This window comes from Microbacterium sp. Leaf203, assembly GCF_001421275.1.
Taxonomy (GTDB): domain Bacteria; phylum Actinomycetota; class Actinomycetes; order Actinomycetales; family Microbacteriaceae; genus Microbacterium; species Microbacterium testaceum_A.
On sequence record NZ_LMKF01000031.1, the window covers coordinates 695,968 to 710,588 of the forward strand.

At 70.6% G+C, this 14,621-nt stretch carries 10 protein-coding genes; 8 read left to right on the forward strand and 2 right to left on the reverse strand.

The window, feature by feature from the left end; genetic code table 11:
* The first annotated feature begins 56 nt into the window (after positions 1–56).
* On the forward strand, positions 57–545 hold the full coding sequence (locus ASE56_RS16105) for a hypothetical protein (RefSeq protein WP_056232144.1): 489 nt from the start codon (positions 57–59) through the stop codon (positions 543–545).
* A gap of 409 nt (positions 546–954) precedes the next feature.
* On the opposite strand, the gene ASE56_RS16110 is transcribed toward ASE56_RS16105, so the two are convergent.
* Complete coding sequence (locus tag ASE56_RS16110; RefSeq protein WP_056232147.1) at positions 955–1,881, reverse strand: heme o synthase; 927 nt, start codon at positions 1,879–1,881, stop codon at positions 955–957.
* 230 nt (positions 1,882–2,111) lie between these two features.
* On the opposite strand from ASE56_RS16110, the gene tkt reads away from it, so the two are divergent.
* The 7 genes from tkt to ASE56_RS16145 all read left to right on the forward strand — a co-directional run bounded on the left by tkt (position 2,112) and on the right by ASE56_RS16145 (position 13,058).
* Positions 2,112–4,211 carry a transketolase gene (gene tkt / locus ASE56_RS16115; protein ID WP_056232151.1) on the forward strand — a complete coding sequence of 700 codons (2,100 nt, stop codon included), beginning with the start codon at positions 2,112–2,114 and terminating at the stop codon, positions 4,209–4,211.
* 19 nt (positions 4,212–4,230) lie between these two features.
* Positions 4,231–5,352 carry a transaldolase gene (gene tal / locus ASE56_RS16120; protein WP_056232154.1) on the forward strand — a complete coding sequence of 374 codons (1,122 nt, stop codon included), beginning with the start codon at positions 4,231–4,233 and terminating at the stop codon, positions 5,350–5,352.
* Positions 5,349–6,974, forward strand: a complete 1,626-nt coding sequence (locus ASE56_RS16125) for a glucose-6-phosphate isomerase (protein WP_056232157.1) — start codon at positions 5,349–5,351, stop codon at positions 6,972–6,974. The genes tal and ASE56_RS16125 overlap by 4 nt, the downstream gene beginning before the upstream one ends.
* Before the next feature lie 3 nt (positions 6,975–6,977).
* A complete protein-coding gene (zwf, locus tag ASE56_RS16130; protein ID WP_056232160.1) occupies positions 6,978–8,528 on the forward strand; it encodes a glucose-6-phosphate dehydrogenase in 1,551 nt (516 codons plus the stop codon).
* Complete coding sequence (locus ASE56_RS16135; protein ID WP_056232163.1) at positions 8,525–9,472, forward strand: glucose-6-phosphate dehydrogenase assembly protein OpcA; 948 nt, start codon at positions 8,525–8,527, stop codon at positions 9,470–9,472. Before zwf ends, ASE56_RS16135 begins: the two co-directional genes overlap by 4 nt.
* Entirely contained in the window at positions 9,469–10,260 is a 792-nt protein-coding gene (pgl, locus tag ASE56_RS16140; RefSeq protein ID WP_056232168.1) for a 6-phosphogluconolactonase, read from the forward strand. Before ASE56_RS16135 ends, pgl begins: the two co-directional genes overlap by 4 nt.
* Before the next feature lie 254 nt (positions 10,261–10,514).
* Positions 10,515–13,058, forward strand: a complete 2,544-nt coding sequence (locus tag ASE56_RS16145) for an AAA family ATPase (RefSeq protein WP_162234526.1) — start codon at positions 10,515–10,517, stop codon at positions 13,056–13,058.
* Here the strand turns inward: ASE56_RS16145 and ASE56_RS16150 are convergent.
* Entirely contained in the window at positions 13,009–14,343 is a 1,335-nt protein-coding gene (locus ASE56_RS16150) for a glycosyltransferase family 2 protein (RefSeq protein WP_056232175.1), read from the reverse strand. The two genes, ASE56_RS16145 and ASE56_RS16150, sit on opposite strands and share 50 nt — an antisense overlap.
* Between the last annotated feature and the right edge of the window lie 278 nt (positions 14,344–14,621).

Below are 14,621 nucleotides of genomic sequence, written 5' to 3' on the forward strand. Positions count from 1 at the left end.
CGCTTCGGGACCCGCCGCCCGACAACCCCCTGTCGGAACGACAAGGAGTACTCCCCATGAAGACTCGTCCCCGCCTGGTGACCAGCATCCCGTTCTGGGTGCTCGTCGTCGCATCCCTGGCCGCCATCGCCGGCGGACTCGCGATCGTCCTGAACGGGATCGACGCGATGGAGCAGGTGCTCAACGACCCGAACGCCACCGTCGTGCAGGTCTACGTCGGCCAGTCATGGGTCGTCGTCGGCGCCGCCGTCCTCGGCGCCGGTGCCATCGGCATCGTCGCGGTCCTGGCGCTCGCCGCCGCGGCCACGCTGACCCGCCGCCCCGACGTCGCGATCGAGACGATCGACTGGAACAGCGACGACGAGACGGCCGCCGAGAGCGCCGTCCCCGCCGCTCCGTTCGCTCCGGCGACCACCGCAACCCCCCTCGCGGTCGAGGACGCCGACGTCGAGGTGCCCTCGACGACCCCCGCTCCGCCGCAGGCCGCCGCCGCGACTCACGACGCGCCCAAGCTCGACGCGGGTGACGGTTCGACCGGCCGCTGACTCGCGACGAGAAAGCGCCCGCTCCCTTCGGGGGGCGGGCGCTTTCGCGTACGGGAGTCCTCCACCCGCGGGCGCGGGATCACGACCGAACAGCATCGTGGGCACCGCGGGTCGCTCAAGGACACCCTCCCTCCCCGCAGCACCATCGCCTCGCACCACCGCGGGGTCTGACCGCACGAGTCGGGTCCGCCTCGCCACGCCGATCGCGCGCACTTCGCTGGTGGCGGAACCGCGCGCGCACCGTGTCGCGGCGCGAGATCAGCGGAGGACCGCGCCGTCGCCGCGCTGCCCCGGGGCCCGTCGACCGCCGGTTGAACCGGTCGACCAACCCGACGGACGCGCGGGCAGCCGGCATCCCGAAACGACGAAGCGCCCGCCCCGCAGACGGGACGGGCGCTGTCGAATCCGATCAGAACGGAAGTAGCGGGTCGACGGCGATCGCGACGAACAGCAGCGTCAGGTACGTGATCGAGGCGTGGAACACGCGCATCGGGCGGGGCTCGCCCCCGCGCACGGCGCGCGAGTAGAGGCGGTGCGATTCGTAGATGAACCAGCCACCGAAGACGAGGGCCGACACGGTGTAGACGAGACCCATCGGCGCGACCGGGATCAGCAGGAGCGAGCACGCGACGGTCGCCCACGCGTACAGGATGACCTGCAGTCCGACCTGCGAACCGCTGCGGGTGGCGCCCAGCATGGGCACGTCGACCTCGTCGTACTGCGCCGCGTACTTCATCGACAGCGGCCAGTAGTGCGGCGGCGTCCACAGGAACACCAGCGCGAAGAGGATGAACGGCGCCCACGACAGCGAGCCCGTCACGGCCGACCAGCCGATGAGGACCGGGAAGCACCCGGCGATCCCGCCCCAGACGATGTTCTGCTCGGTGCGGCGCTTGAGGATGATCGTGTAGATCACCACGTAGAAGAAGATCGCCGCGGCCGACAGACCCGCCGCGAGGACGTTGGTGAAAGCCCACAGCCACACCGTCGACACGACGGCCAACGTCCACGCGAAGACCAGCGCGCCGCGGGGCGAGACCTCGCCCGTCACGAGCGGCCGGTTGACCGTGCGCTGCATGTGCGCGTCGATGTCGCGATCGAGATACATGTTGAACGCCGCGGCCGAGCCCGCGCTCAGCGAGCCGCCGATCACGGTGGCCAGGATCAGCCACAGATTCGGCAGACCACCCTGCGCCAGGATCATCACCGGCACGGTGGTCACGAGCAGCAGCTCGAGGACGCGGGGCTTCGTCAGAGCGACGTAGGCCCGGAGGGTACGTCCGACGGAGCGGCGATCGGTCGTCGCAATGACGTGCGACGTCGTCGAGATGTCCATCGTCCCCCGGGGTAAGCGCGTATAGAACCTCCACGATTCTATGCCATGTCCACCACACGACCGGCCGTCTGTCGAGCCCCGTCACGCACCGCAACCTGCACCGGCGTTCTCGCTATGCTGGCGATGAACGCGCGCCCCGCGCCGACACCCCACCCCTCTCCCACTCCTACGGTGGTGAGTGCGGCGTCGGAAGTGAACCCGGGCGCTCAGTATCGAGAAAGGCGACCCAGTTGTCGGACTTCGAATGGGATGACATCGATCGGCGCGCGGTGGACACCGCCCGCATCCTCGCGGCGGATGCCGTGGAGAAGGTGGGCAACGGCCACCCCGGAACCGCGATGTCGCTCGCACCCGCGGCCTACCTGCTCTACCAGCGCGTCATGCGCCACGATCCCGCCGACACGCACTGGCCGGGCCGCGACCGCTTCATCCTGTCGGTCGGTCACTCCTCGCTGACCCAGTACGTTCAGCTCTACCTCGGCGGCTTCGGCCTCGAGAAGAAGGACCTCGAGGCGCTGCGCACCTGGGGCTCGCTGACCCCCGGTCACCCCGAGTATGGCCACACCGACGGTGTCGAGATCACCACGGGCCCCCTCGGCCAGGGCCTCGCCTCGTCCGTCGGCTTCGCCTACGCCGCCCGCTACGAGCGCGGCCTGTTCGACCCGGAGTCGCCGGCCGGCGAGAGCCCCTTCGACCACTACGTCTACGTGATCGCCGGCGACGGCGACCTGCAGGAGGGAGTGACCAGCGAGGCCTCCTCGCTCGCCGGCCACCAGGAGCTCGGCAACCTCATCGCCATCTACGACTCCAACCAGATCTCGATCGAGGACGACACCAACGTCGCCTTCACCGAGGACGTCCAGAAGCGTTACGAGGCCTACGGCTGGCACGTGCAGACGGTCGACTGGAAGAAGACCGGCGAGTACGTCGAAGACGTCGCCGAACTCCACGCCGCGATCGAGCGCGCGAAGGGCGAGACGAGCAAGCCCTCGCTCATCGTCCTCAAGACGATCATCGGCTGGCCCTCCCCCGGCAAGCAGAACTCCGGCAAGATCCACGGCTCGGCCCTCGGCGCCGACGAGCTGAAGGCCACGAAGGAGGTGCTCGGCTTCGACCCCGAGCAGCACTTCGCCGTCGCCGACGACGTCATCGCCCACACGCGCAAGCTCGTCGAGCGCGGCGAGGCCGAGAAGGCCGCCTGGCAGCAGAAGTTCGACGCGTGGGCCGAGGCCCACCCCGAGCGCAAGCAGCTGTGGGACCGCCTGCAGGCGCGCGAGCTCCCCGAGGGCATCGCCGACGCGCTCCCCGCCTTCGAGGCGGGCAAGGACGTCTCGACCCGCGCCGCCAGCGGCACGGTCATCAACGCCCTCGCCGCCGAGCTCCCCGAGCTCTGGGGCGGTTCGGCCGACCTCGCCGAGTCGAACCTGACGACGATCAAGGATGCCAAGTCCTTCATCCCCGCCAGCTGGTCGACGCACGAGTGGTCGGGCGACCCCTACGGCCGCGTGCTCCACTTCGGCATCCGCGAGCACGCCATGGGTGCGATCCTCAACGGCATCGTGCTCCACGGCCCCACGCGCCCCTTCGGCGGCACGTTCCTCATCTTCAGCGACTACATGCGCCCGCCGGTGCGTCTGGCCGCCCTGATGAACATCCCCACGATCTTCGTCTGGACGCACGACTCCGTCGCCCTCGGCGAGGACGGCCCCACGCACCAGCCGATCGAGCAGATCGCCACGCTCCGCGCCATCCCCAACTTCGCCCTCGTGCGTCCCGCGGATGCCAACGAGACCAGCGTCGTCTGGCTCGAGATGCTGCGCCGCACCGCCGGTCCCGCCGGCATCGCCCTGACCCGCCAGAACATCCCCGTCTTCGCCCGCGGCGAGGGTGCGGCATCCGGAGATGAGTTCGCCTCCGCCGAAGGCGCGGTCAAGGGAGCGTACGTACTGGCCGAGGCCAAGAACGGCGAGCCCGACATGATCCTGATCGCCACCGGCTCCGAGGTGCAGCTGGCCGTCGAGGCGCGCGAGAAGCTCGCCGCCGAGGGCGTGCACGCCCGCGTCGTGTCGGCCCCCTCGCTCGAGTGGTTCGCCGAGCAGGACGAGGCGTACCGCGAGTCGGTGCTGCCGTCGTCGGTCAAGGCCCGCGTGTCGGTCGAAGCCGGTTCCGCGCTCAGCTGGGCGGGCATCGTCGGCGACGCCGGCCGCTCCGTCGCGATCGACCACTTCGGCGCGTCGGCCGACTACAAGACCCTTTTCCAGAAGTTCGGCATCACCACCGAGCACGTCGTCGAGGCCGCGCACGAGTCGCTGGCCGCCGCGAAGAAGTAATCAGAGGAGAACCAGAACCATGAGCACTCCCACCGCAGACCTCTCGGCCGCCGGCGTCAGCATCTGGCTGGACGACCTGTCGCGTCAGCGCATCCAGTCCGGCAACCTCGCCGAGCTCATCGAGTCGCGCAACGTCTCGGGTGTCACCACGAACCCGACCATCTTCGCCGGCGCCCTGTCGAAGGGCGAGGCGTACGAGGGCCAGGTCAAGGAGCTCGCGGCCGCCGACGCCAGCGTCGACGAGGCGATCTTCTCGATCACCACCGACGACGTGCGCGACGCGTGCGACATCTTCCTTCCGGTCTTCGAGGCCACCAACGGCGTCGACGGCCGCGTGTCGATCGAGGTCTCGCCCGACCTCGCCCACGACACCGAGGGGACCATCGCCCAGGCGAAGGACTTGTCGGCCCGCGTCGACCGCAAGAACGTCCTCATCAAGATCCCCGCGACCAAGGCCGGCCTCCCCGCCATCACCGAGGTCATCGGTGCGGGCATCTCGGTCAACGTCACGCTGATCTTCAGCCTCGAGCGCTACGAAGAGGTCATCGACGCGTACCTCGCCGGTGTCGAGAAGGCGCAGGCCGCCGGTCACGACATCTCAACCCTGCAGTCGGTGGCGTCGTTCTTCGTCTCGCGCGTCGACACCGAGATCGACAAGCGCCTTTCCGCGATCGGCACCGACGAGGCCGCAGCCCTCAAGGGCAAGGCCGGCATCGCGAACGCGCGCCTGGCGTACGAGCTCTACGAGAAGAAGTTCTCGGAGGACCGCGCCACGAAGCTGCTGGATGCCGGTGCCACGGTGCAGCGTCCGCTCTGGGCGTCGACCGGCGTCAAGGACCCCGCGCTGCCCGACACGCTGTACGTCACCGAGCTCGTCGCCCCCGGCACCGTCAACACGATGCCCGAGAAGACGCTCGAGGCGACCTTCGACCACGGCGTCATCGCGGGTGACACGGTCACCGGTGCCTACGCCGAGGCGCACGAGGTCTTCGACCGCCTGGCAGCGGCCGGCGTCGACGTGGCCGACGCCACGCAGGTGCTCGAGGACGAGGGTGTCGAGAAGTTCATCGCCTCGTGGCACGAGCTGCAGGACACCGTGAAGACCGCGCTGCAGGCCGGAAGCGCCCAGGCCGCGCAGTGACTCTCGCCGTCAAGGTCACCGGCCACGTCAAGTCGGTCGTCGACGCGGAGCTGCCGGGCCTGACCGGCTCGCTCATCGCGTCGGGGATCACGGCGGCCGACCCCACCCTGTGGGGCGCGGCGGCCGAGGACGAGGCGTCGCGTCGACTCGGGTGGGTGCGGGCGGTCACCGTCTCGCGCCCGCTCGTGGCCGAGATCACGGCCCTGCGCGACGAACTCGTCGCGCAGGGTGTGACCCGCGTCGTCCTCGCCGGAATGGGCGGGTCCTCGCTCGCTCCCGAGGTCATCGCGCAGTCGGCGGGCGTGCCGCTCGTCATCCTCGACTCGACCGCTCCGGGCCAGGTGCTCGCCGCGATCGACGGCGACGCCGAGTCCGGCGGTCTCGAGCAGACCGTGCTGGTGGTCTCGAGCAAGTCGGGCGCGACCATTGAGACCGACTCCGCCAAGCGGGCCTTCGAGGCCGCCTTCCGCGACCTCGGCATCGACCCCGCCGGTCGCATCGTGGTGGTCACCGACCCCGGCTCCCCGCTCGAGCAGTCGGCTCGCGCCGACGGCTACCGGGTGTTCACCGCCGATCCGACCGTGGGCGGACGCTACTCGGCGCTCACAGCGTTCGGGCTCGTGCCCACCGGCCTCGCCGGCGTCGACATCGAGGACCTCCTCGACGAGGCGGATGCCACTCTGCTCGAGGTCGCGATCGACTCCCCCGAGAACCCGGCCCTCGTGCTCGCCGCGGCGATCGCGGGCGGCGGGGTACACCGCCGCGACAAGCTCGGTCTGGTCACCGACGGAAGCCACATCATCGGCCTGCCCGACTGGATCGAGCAGCTCGTCGCCGAATCGACCGGGAAGGAGGGCACCGGCATCCTGCCCGTCGTCCTGCTCCCCGTGTCGCCCGAGCTCGAGTCGAAGCCCGACGACCTTCAGGTCGTGCGGTTCGTCGACGACGCCGAGGCATTCCACCTGTTCGAGCGGCACACCGGCGAAGTGCTCATGAGCGGTTCGCTCGGTGCGCAGTTCGTCGTGTGGGAGTACGCCACCGCGATCGCCGGCCGACTGCTCGGGATCGATCCCTTCGATCAGCCCGACGTCGAGTCGGCGAAAGAGGCGACGCGCGGCCTGCTCGACGCGCAGCCCGCTCCCACCGCCCCGGTCTTCGTCGACCGCGGCGTCGAGGTGCGCGTGTCCGACCCCGCCCTCGCGGCGAGCGGCACGGTCGCGGGCGTCCTGGAAGCGCTGTGGCGGACGGTCCCGGCCGATGGCTACGTCAGCGTCCAGGCGTACGTGAACCGTCTCGAACTGGCGCAGCTCGCGGGACTCCGCGAACTCGTGGCGGCCGACTCGGGTCGCCCCACCACGTTCGGCTGGGGACCGCGGTTCCTGCACTCCACCGGACAGTTCCACAAGGGAGGACCCGCCAGCGGCGTGTTCCTCCAGATCATCGAACGCACCGACGTCGACCTCGAGATCCCCGGTCGACCGTTCACGTTCGGACAACTCATCCAGGCACAGGCCGCGGGCGACGCGAGCGTGCTGGCGGAGGGCCACGGCCGTCCCGTCGTCACGCTGACGCTGACCGACCCGCAGGTCGACGTGCTCTCACTCTTCGAGGCGGCGCAGTAAAGCATGGTCGTAGAGATCACTCCGGGTCACAATCCGTTGCGCGATCCCGAGGATCGCCGTCTGAGCCGGATCGCGGGGCCCAGCGCCCTCGTGATCTTCGGCGTCACCGGCGACCTCTCGCGCAAGAAACTCATGCCGGCGGTCTACGACCTCGCCAACCGCGGCCTGCTGCCCCCGGGCTTCGCGCTCGTGGGCTTCGCGCGTCGCGACTGGGAGGACCAGGACTTCGCCGAGGTCGTGTACGAGTCGGTCAAGAAGTACGCCCGTACGGAGTTCCGCGAGGAGACGTGGAAGGAGCTCCTCGAGGGCATCCGCTTCGTCCAGGGCGAGTTCGACGACCCCGAGGCGTTCGGTCGTCTGCGCGAGACCGTCGACAAGCTCGACACCGAGCGCGGCACGATGGGCAACCACGCGTACTACCTGTCGATCCCGCCGAAGGCCTTCCCGCTGGTCACCACCCAGCTGAAGGCGTCGGGGCTCGTGGGTGACGACGAGACGAAGACCTCGGGCTGGCGCCGCGTCGTCATCGAGAAGCCGTTCGGTCACGACCTCGCCTCGGCGCGCGAGCTGAACGAGGTCGTCGAGAGCGCTTTCCCCGCCGACGCGATCTTCCGCATCGACCACTACCTCGGTAAAGAGACGGTGCAGAACATCCTCGCGCTGCGCTTCGCGAACGAGCTGTACGAGCCGATCTGGAACCGCAACTACGTCGACCACGTGCAGATCACCATGGCCGAGGACATCGGCGTCGGTGGTCGCGCCGGGTACTACGACGGCATCGGCGCGGCGCGCGACGTCATTCAGAACCACCTGCTGCAGCTGCTCGCGCTCACGGCGATGGAAGAGCCCATCAGCTTCAACGCCGCCGACCTGCGCGCCGAGAAAGAGAAGGTCCTGGCCGCGGTCCGCGTGCCCGAGAACCTCGCCGAGGCGACCGCTCGCGGTCAGTACGCCGGCGGCTGGCAGGGCGGCGAGCAGGTGCTCGGCTTCCTCGAGGAAGACGGCATGAACCCCGAGTCGGTCACCGAGACGTACGCGGCGATCAAGCTCGAGATCAACACCCGCCGCTGGTCAGGGGTCCCCTTCTACGTCCGCAGCGGAAAGCGTCTGGGTCGCCGCGTGACCGAGGTCGCCGTGGTGTTCAAGCGCGCGCCGCAGCAGCTGTTCTCGCAGAGTCAGACGCAGGAGCTGGGGCAGAACGCCCTCGTCATCCGCGTCCAGCCCGACGAGGGCGTGACGATACGCTTCGGGTCGAAGGTCCCCGGCGACGGCACCCAGGTGCGCGACGTCACGATGGACTTCGGCTACGGGCACGCCTTCACCGAGGCGAGCCCCGAGGCCTACGAGCGCCTCATCCTCGACGTGCTGCTGGGCGATCCGCCGCTGTTCCCCCGGCACGAAGAGGTGGAGCTCAGCTGGAAGATCCTCGACCCGATCGAGGAGTTCTGGTCCGCCCAGGGCGGTCCGCTCGAACAGTATTCGCCCGGTTCGTGGGGTCCGGCATCCGCCGACGAACTCCTCGCCCGCGACGGTCGCACCTGGAGACGCCCGTGATCATCGATCTGCCCGACACCACCGTCAGCGCCATCTCGAAGAAGCTCGTCAGCGTGCGCGAAGAGGGCGGCGCCGTCGCCCTCGGCCGCGTGCTGACGCTCATCATCGTCACGCACCACGGCGCCGAAGAAGAGGTCATCGAAGCGGCCAACGACGCCTCGCGCGAACACCCGATGCGCGTGATCGCCGTGCTGTTCGGCGACGACGACGACGAGCCCCGCCTCGACGCCCAGATCCGCGTGGGCGGCGACGCCGGCGCGAGCGAGGTCGTGGTGCTGCGCGCCCACGGCGCCGCGGGCTCGAACGCCGAGAGCCTCGTCACCGGCCTGCTGCTCCCCGATGCCCCGGTCGTGGCCTGGTGGCCGGCCGACGCGCCCGAGGACCCCTCGCACTCCGCGATCGGTCGGATCGCGCAGCGTCGCATCACCGACGCGTCGTCGCAGGCCGACCCGGCCGCCTGGGTCGCCCGGCTCGGCGAGCACTACTCCCCCGGTGACACCGACTTCGCCTGGACCCGTGTGACGCGCTGGCGCGAGCAGCTCGCGGCCGTGCTCGATCAGCCCCCGTACGAGCCGGTCACCGCGATCGAGGTCCGCGGCGCCGCCGACTCCCCCTCCACCGCCCTACTGGCGGCCTGGTTGGGGATGAAGCTCGAGGCTCCCGTCGACTACGCCTACCTGCCGGCCGAGGAGTGGGCGAGCGGCATCAAGTCGGTGCGTCTCACCCGTCCGAGCGGCGACACGCTGCTCGAGCGGCCCGAGGCGGGGGTCGCGGTGCTCACGCAGCCCGGTCAGCCCACCCACGACCTGGCGTTCCCGCGCCGCACGTTGCGCGAGTGCCTCGCCGAGGAGCTGCGCCGCCTCGACCCCGACCTCCTCTACGGTCGCGTGATCACCGAGGGGCACGACCTGCTGCTCGCCGCGAGCGAGCGGGACGACGCATGACCGACAACGGCTCGGTCAAGCAGGTCATCATCAAGCCGGACGCCGAGACCCTCGCCTCGTACGTCGCCACGCGCTTCGTGAACCGCATCGTCAAGCGGGTCGCCGAGGGCAAGCGCATGCACGTGTGCCTCACCGGCGGCACGATGGGCGGAGCGGTGCTGCGCACCGCAGCGAAGGACGCGCGGGTCGGCGAGATCGACTGGTCGCTCGTGCACTTCTGGTTCGGCGACGAGCGGTTCGTTCCGCGCGACTCGGACGACCGCAACGAGAAGCAGGCCCGCGAGGCGTTCCTCGACCACCTCGACATCCCGGCCGAGAACATCCACACCGTCGCCTCGAGCGAGGACGGTCTCGACCTCGATGCCGCGGCGATCGCGTACGCCGACGAGTTGGCGCAGTTCGCTCCCTCGGACCGCAGCGAGACGGGACCCTGGCCCGCTTTCGACATCTGCTTCCTCGGGGTCGGACCCGACGCGCACATCGCCTCGCTGTTCCCCGATCGTCCCGAGATCTCGGTGACCGATCGGGCCACCGTCCCGGTGCGCAACTCCCCCAAGCCGCCGAGCGATCGCGTCTCGCTGACGCGGCCGGTCATCAACTCGTCGAAGCGCGTGTGGATGGTCGTCGCGGGCGCCGACAAGGCCGCCGCCCTGGGTCTCGCCCTCGCCGGTGCGAGCTATCAGAGCGTTCCCGCGGCCGGGGCGAAGGGCCGCCGTCGCACGGCGTTCTTCGTCGACGAGGTCGCGGCTGATCAGGTTCCGCCGCAGCTCATCGACCGCGAGTACTGAGGAGCGGGAGCTCGCCCGACGGGGACTCTCCCCCGCACGCGCCGCGAGTTCACACGCTCGAGCCGGAGGACCGGATGCCACACGGCATCCGGTCCTCTGCGTTGTCCGCGCACGTCTGTAGGGGACTTCCACCCATTGTCTTCCGCGTGGCGCCGATTTACTCTCTTCGTGGGGGGCATCCTGGTCCGCTCGGCGGGGCTCGATCCGTGAGGGTCGATCCGCGACGAACGGCCGACGCAGTAGGGAGCGTTCGGATGCCATTTGTCGGTCGAGATCGAGAGTTGCATGTCGCCGCGAACCTGATCGGTTCGGGCAGCGGCTCCGCGGGTTTGTTCGTCGGTGAAAGCGGGTCGGGCAAGTCCGCCCTGGCACGCGAGGTCGCCGCGCGCCACGACGCCGTGGTGGTCACGGCCAGTCCGAGCGAGCGCATGTGGCCGCTCTCGGGCGTGACCGCGGTGGTGGCGGCGCTCGACGACGGGCGACGAGATGCGGTCGACAGCGTCCTGTCCCGCAGCGGTGACTGGCCGGAGCACCTCCTCGCCGAGGAGATCAGCCGCACCCTCCACCTGCTGCGAGCCGATCCGTGCGTCGTCGTCGTCGACGACCTCGACGAGATGGACAGCGCGAGCATCACCGTGCTGTCGTACGTCTTCGGACGCCTCCGCGGCACCGGCGTCAGCGTCATCGCCACGAGCGGTTCGTTCGAGGGACGCCACGACTTCGCCGGCATGCTGCAGACCCGCATCCAGCGGTTATCGTTCGACGAGTCCGTGGATCTCGCGCGCACCGTCCTCGGGGCGGGTGCCGACCGCGCCGTGCTGCGGATCGTGGCGGACCTCGCCGCCGGCGACCCCGGCGTGCTGGTGGGGTTGCGCCTCACCCCCGCCGAGGCGAACGGCGAGGAGCCGCTCAGCGTCCCGCTGCGCGTGCGCGAGCAGCGACCCCACCGGCGACAGCAGCGTGAGTGCCGCGTCATCGACCCGCGCTGGGCGCACGTGCTCGATCTGCTCGCCGTGGGTCCCGTGTACGGCCTCGACCGGCTGCGCGCCACCGCCGGCGAGCACGATGTCGACATCGACGATCTGCTCGATCACGGCATCGTCTCCGTCCACGGCGGTCTCGCCCGCATCGCCGACCCGGCTCGCCGACTGCGCCTGCACGCCGGATTGAGTCCGGAGGAGCGTCGCGCCCTCCACGCGCGGGGAGCGGCCGACCACGCCGGCGCGTACCCGGCGACGCGTCGCTGGCACGAGAGCTTCCTCGACCCGACCGCGGACCGCAGCGCCCTTCTCGGAGGTGCCATCCTGCTCGCTCGAGACGCTGAGACCGCCGCCGCCGTGGAGTTCGCCGAGCGGGCGTTGGCCGGGGAGATGGACGAAGCACGTCGCTGCGAGCTCCTCGTCGACCTCGGCGAGGCGCTCGTGCTCGGAGGACACGACCTCCTCGGTCAGCACTACCTCCGGCGGGCCGGGGTGAGCGCCGATCCCGCGACCCGCACGCGCGCCGCGATCGCCCGCCTCCGCGCCGTCGCGGCGGTGGATCACACGGTCGACGACACCGTCCTCGATCACGTCGATCCGCTCGTCGGCGCCGAGGCCGCGGCATCCGAGAGGCTTCTCTGCGAGAGCGCCTGCCTGCACCTGCACCGGGGAGAGGTCGACCTCGCCGTCGAACGGATCGCCCTCGCCGTGAAGCTCGGCGTCGCGTCCACTCAGACGGCGCTGCTCGCCGGTATCGCCGAAGAAATGGGCGGGCGCTCCCACGCCGCGGCGGCCATCCGTCTCGAAGACGACGGCGACGACGTCCAGATCGACCACGCCCTGCTGTACGCGGGGCTCACCCTGCTGCGCGAGGACTACAGCACGGCGAGACGGATCATCCGCGCCGAGCTCGATCGTTCCCCGCGACACGCGCCGATGTGGCGAGAGCATCTTCTGCGCCAGCTCGTCACCGTCGAGGTCCGCGCCGGAGACCCGATCGCCGCGCGCGACGCCGTCATCGCCTGGCAGCGCGAGTGGATTCCGGGACGCAGCACCGACGCCGCCAGCACGCTCATCCTCGCCGCCGAGGCGGCAATGCATGAACCGCCCACTTGTGCCGCCGACCTCGTCGAGCGGGGGCGGGAACGAGCCCGTCGCGAAGGCGCGAGCACCCTGACGCCGTGGTTCGCGGCGATCGAGGGATCCCTCGCCCTCGGCGAGGGGCGGCACACCGAGGCCATCCTGCACCTGCGCGAAGCCCGCTCCCTCCACGCCGACGACGACCCCGCCGTGATGCGCCTCGACGCCGACCTCATCGAAGCCCTCTGGCTCGACGGTCGGCACGACGAGGCCCTCGAAGAACTGCAACGCCTCGAGCGCGCGGCCGCCGATTCGACGAGAAGGTGGACCCACCTCGCCCTCGCGCGTTCGCGGGCCGTCTGCCGGTCCGCCCGCGAGGGCGCGGCGGCTTTCCGTGACGCGGAAACGCTCTTCCGCGGCGACGACTCTCCTCTCGAGCGGGAACGCCTCCGCCGGGCGGAGGAACGGTGCCTGCCGGACGTCCGCGTGTCGGCCGTCCGCGCGATCGGTGGCGACGCCGTCCCGAACCCCCGACCGAGTCTCAACGCGCGAGAGCTCACCGGCCACGAACGCGAGATCGTCGCCCTCGTCGAGCGCGGGCTGCGCAACCGCGAGATCGCGGCTGCCCTGTTCATCTCACTCCGGACGGTCGAGCTGCGCCTGACCGGCATCTACCGCAAGCTCGGCATCACCTCGCGGGTACAGCTCGTGGCCCACCTTCGCGGAGCGGCGAGCTGAGCGGAGCGGCCGCCGGTTCGACCGACGGCTGCGACATCCGGCGATCTGGGCTGCGCCAGCGCCCGTCGGACGGACGCCCGAGCGCGGCGACGAGGGCACGCAGGCACAGGGTCGCATCCCACACCCGCAGGAGGGGGAACACGAGCATCCGGGGGTGCGGGCGCGTGCGGGACACCGCACAGGTGAACGCACTCATCACAAAGTCGACGATCAGGAACCCCGCGGCCAGGGGAAGCACCGGAAGCGCCGCGGCCACCCCGGCCGCCGTCGCGGCCACGGTGCCGTCGGCCGTCGCGGCGATCAGCGCCGCCAGAGCTCCCACGACCAGGAGCGGGAGCATCGCCACCAGGACCAGACTGGACAAGACGGTCTCGACCGCGAAGACGCCGACCGATGACCAGAAGAGGCCCGGATGGGGACCGTGGCGGCGCACCGTCTGCCAGAACCCCAGGCTCCAGCGCCGGACCTGCGCCGAGTAGTCGCGCAGCACCGCGGGATCCTGCGTCTCGGCGACGGCGCACTCCGGGTGGAAGGCGATCCGTCCGAGCCTCTTGGCGTGAACCTCGAAGGTCATGTTGAAGTCCTCGATCGACAGCCCGGGGGCGTCGATGTCGATGCGATCCAGCACATCGGTGCGGTACAGGCTGGCGAACCCGGGCACGATCGCCACGGCATCCGCTCCCCGCGCCGCCTGCCCGAACTTGTGCAGGTACTGCGTGCACACGTAGGTGCGCTCGCGATACGAGGTGAGGAGGCGCCCCACGCCCGTGGGCGGAGAATCCGCCGACGTGGTCGCCCGACCGGCCACCGCGACGACACCGTCGTCCGTGAACTGCGGAAGCGCGGTACGCAGGTAGTCGGGGCGGGGCCGGGAGTCCGCGTCGAGCAGGAGGAGCAGGGGGAACCGCTCCGGGATCCGGAAGTGGTCGAGACCCGCCCGGATGGCGCCCGCCTTCCCCCGATTCGGCGTGAGATCCCAGGCCTCGGCACCGGCGGCCCGCGCCCGCTCGACGGTGCCGTCGCGGGAGCCGTCCGACACGACGAACACGTTGCCCGCGGGCACGAGCCGGCGCGCCGCACGCACGGCGTCGGCGATCACGAGCTCCTCGTCGTGCGCGGCGATGAGGATCGCCACCTCGGCGCTGCGGAAGAACATCGACGGGTTCAGCAGCGCGGCGGACGGTCGACGCTCGGCGACGAGACGGCACACCGCTGCCGTGCCCCACACGAGCGTCGAGACGCCGATCGTGCACACCGCGACGAGCACGACGAGTGCAGGGGTCATGGCATCCCACCTCTTCGGGTCGAGGGTTCGGGTCGCGCCTCCGGATCGGGCGACCGGATGACGCGTCGAAGGCGACCGTACGTGACCGGGCGCCCGTCGAGGCCGCCTCGACCCGCAGTTGCGGTTGCGGATTCCCGCAGATCGCGATGCGGGGAGCGGGACCCCGCAGGATCGTCCGAGATCGCTTGACCCGACCCGCGCCGACGACGCACTGTGATCCCGGATCAGCGTCGATACCCGATCGGACGCCGTCCCACCACCCGAAATCGTCCGAGGGG

Bases quoted from the DNA above. Each gene is read 5' to 3' on its own strand.
- ASE56_RS16105 (WP_056232144.1), top strand. From the start codon at position 57: ATGAAGACTCGTCCCCGCCTGGTGACCAGCATCCCGTTCTGGGTGCTC.
- ASE56_RS16110 (WP_056232147.1), bottom strand. From the start codon at position 1,881: ATGGACATCTCGACGACGTCGCACGTCATTGCGACGACCGATCGCCGC.
- tal (WP_056232154.1), top strand. From the start codon at position 4,231: ATGAGCACTCCCACCGCAGACCTCTCGGCCGCCGGCGTCAGCATCTGG.
- zwf (WP_056232160.1), top strand. From the start codon at position 6,978: ATGGTCGTAGAGATCACTCCGGGTCACAATCCGTTGCGCGATCCCGAG.
- pgl (WP_056232168.1), top strand. From the start codon at position 9,469: ATGACCGACAACGGCTCGGTCAAGCAGGTCATCATCAAGCCGGACGCC.
- ASE56_RS16145 (WP_162234526.1), top strand. From the start codon at position 10,515: ATGCCATTTGTCGGTCGAGATCGAGAGTTGCATGTCGCCGCGAACCTG.
- ASE56_RS16150 (WP_056232175.1), bottom strand. From the start codon at position 14,343: ATGACCCCTGCACTCGTCGTGCTCGTCGCGGTGTGCACGATCGGCGTC.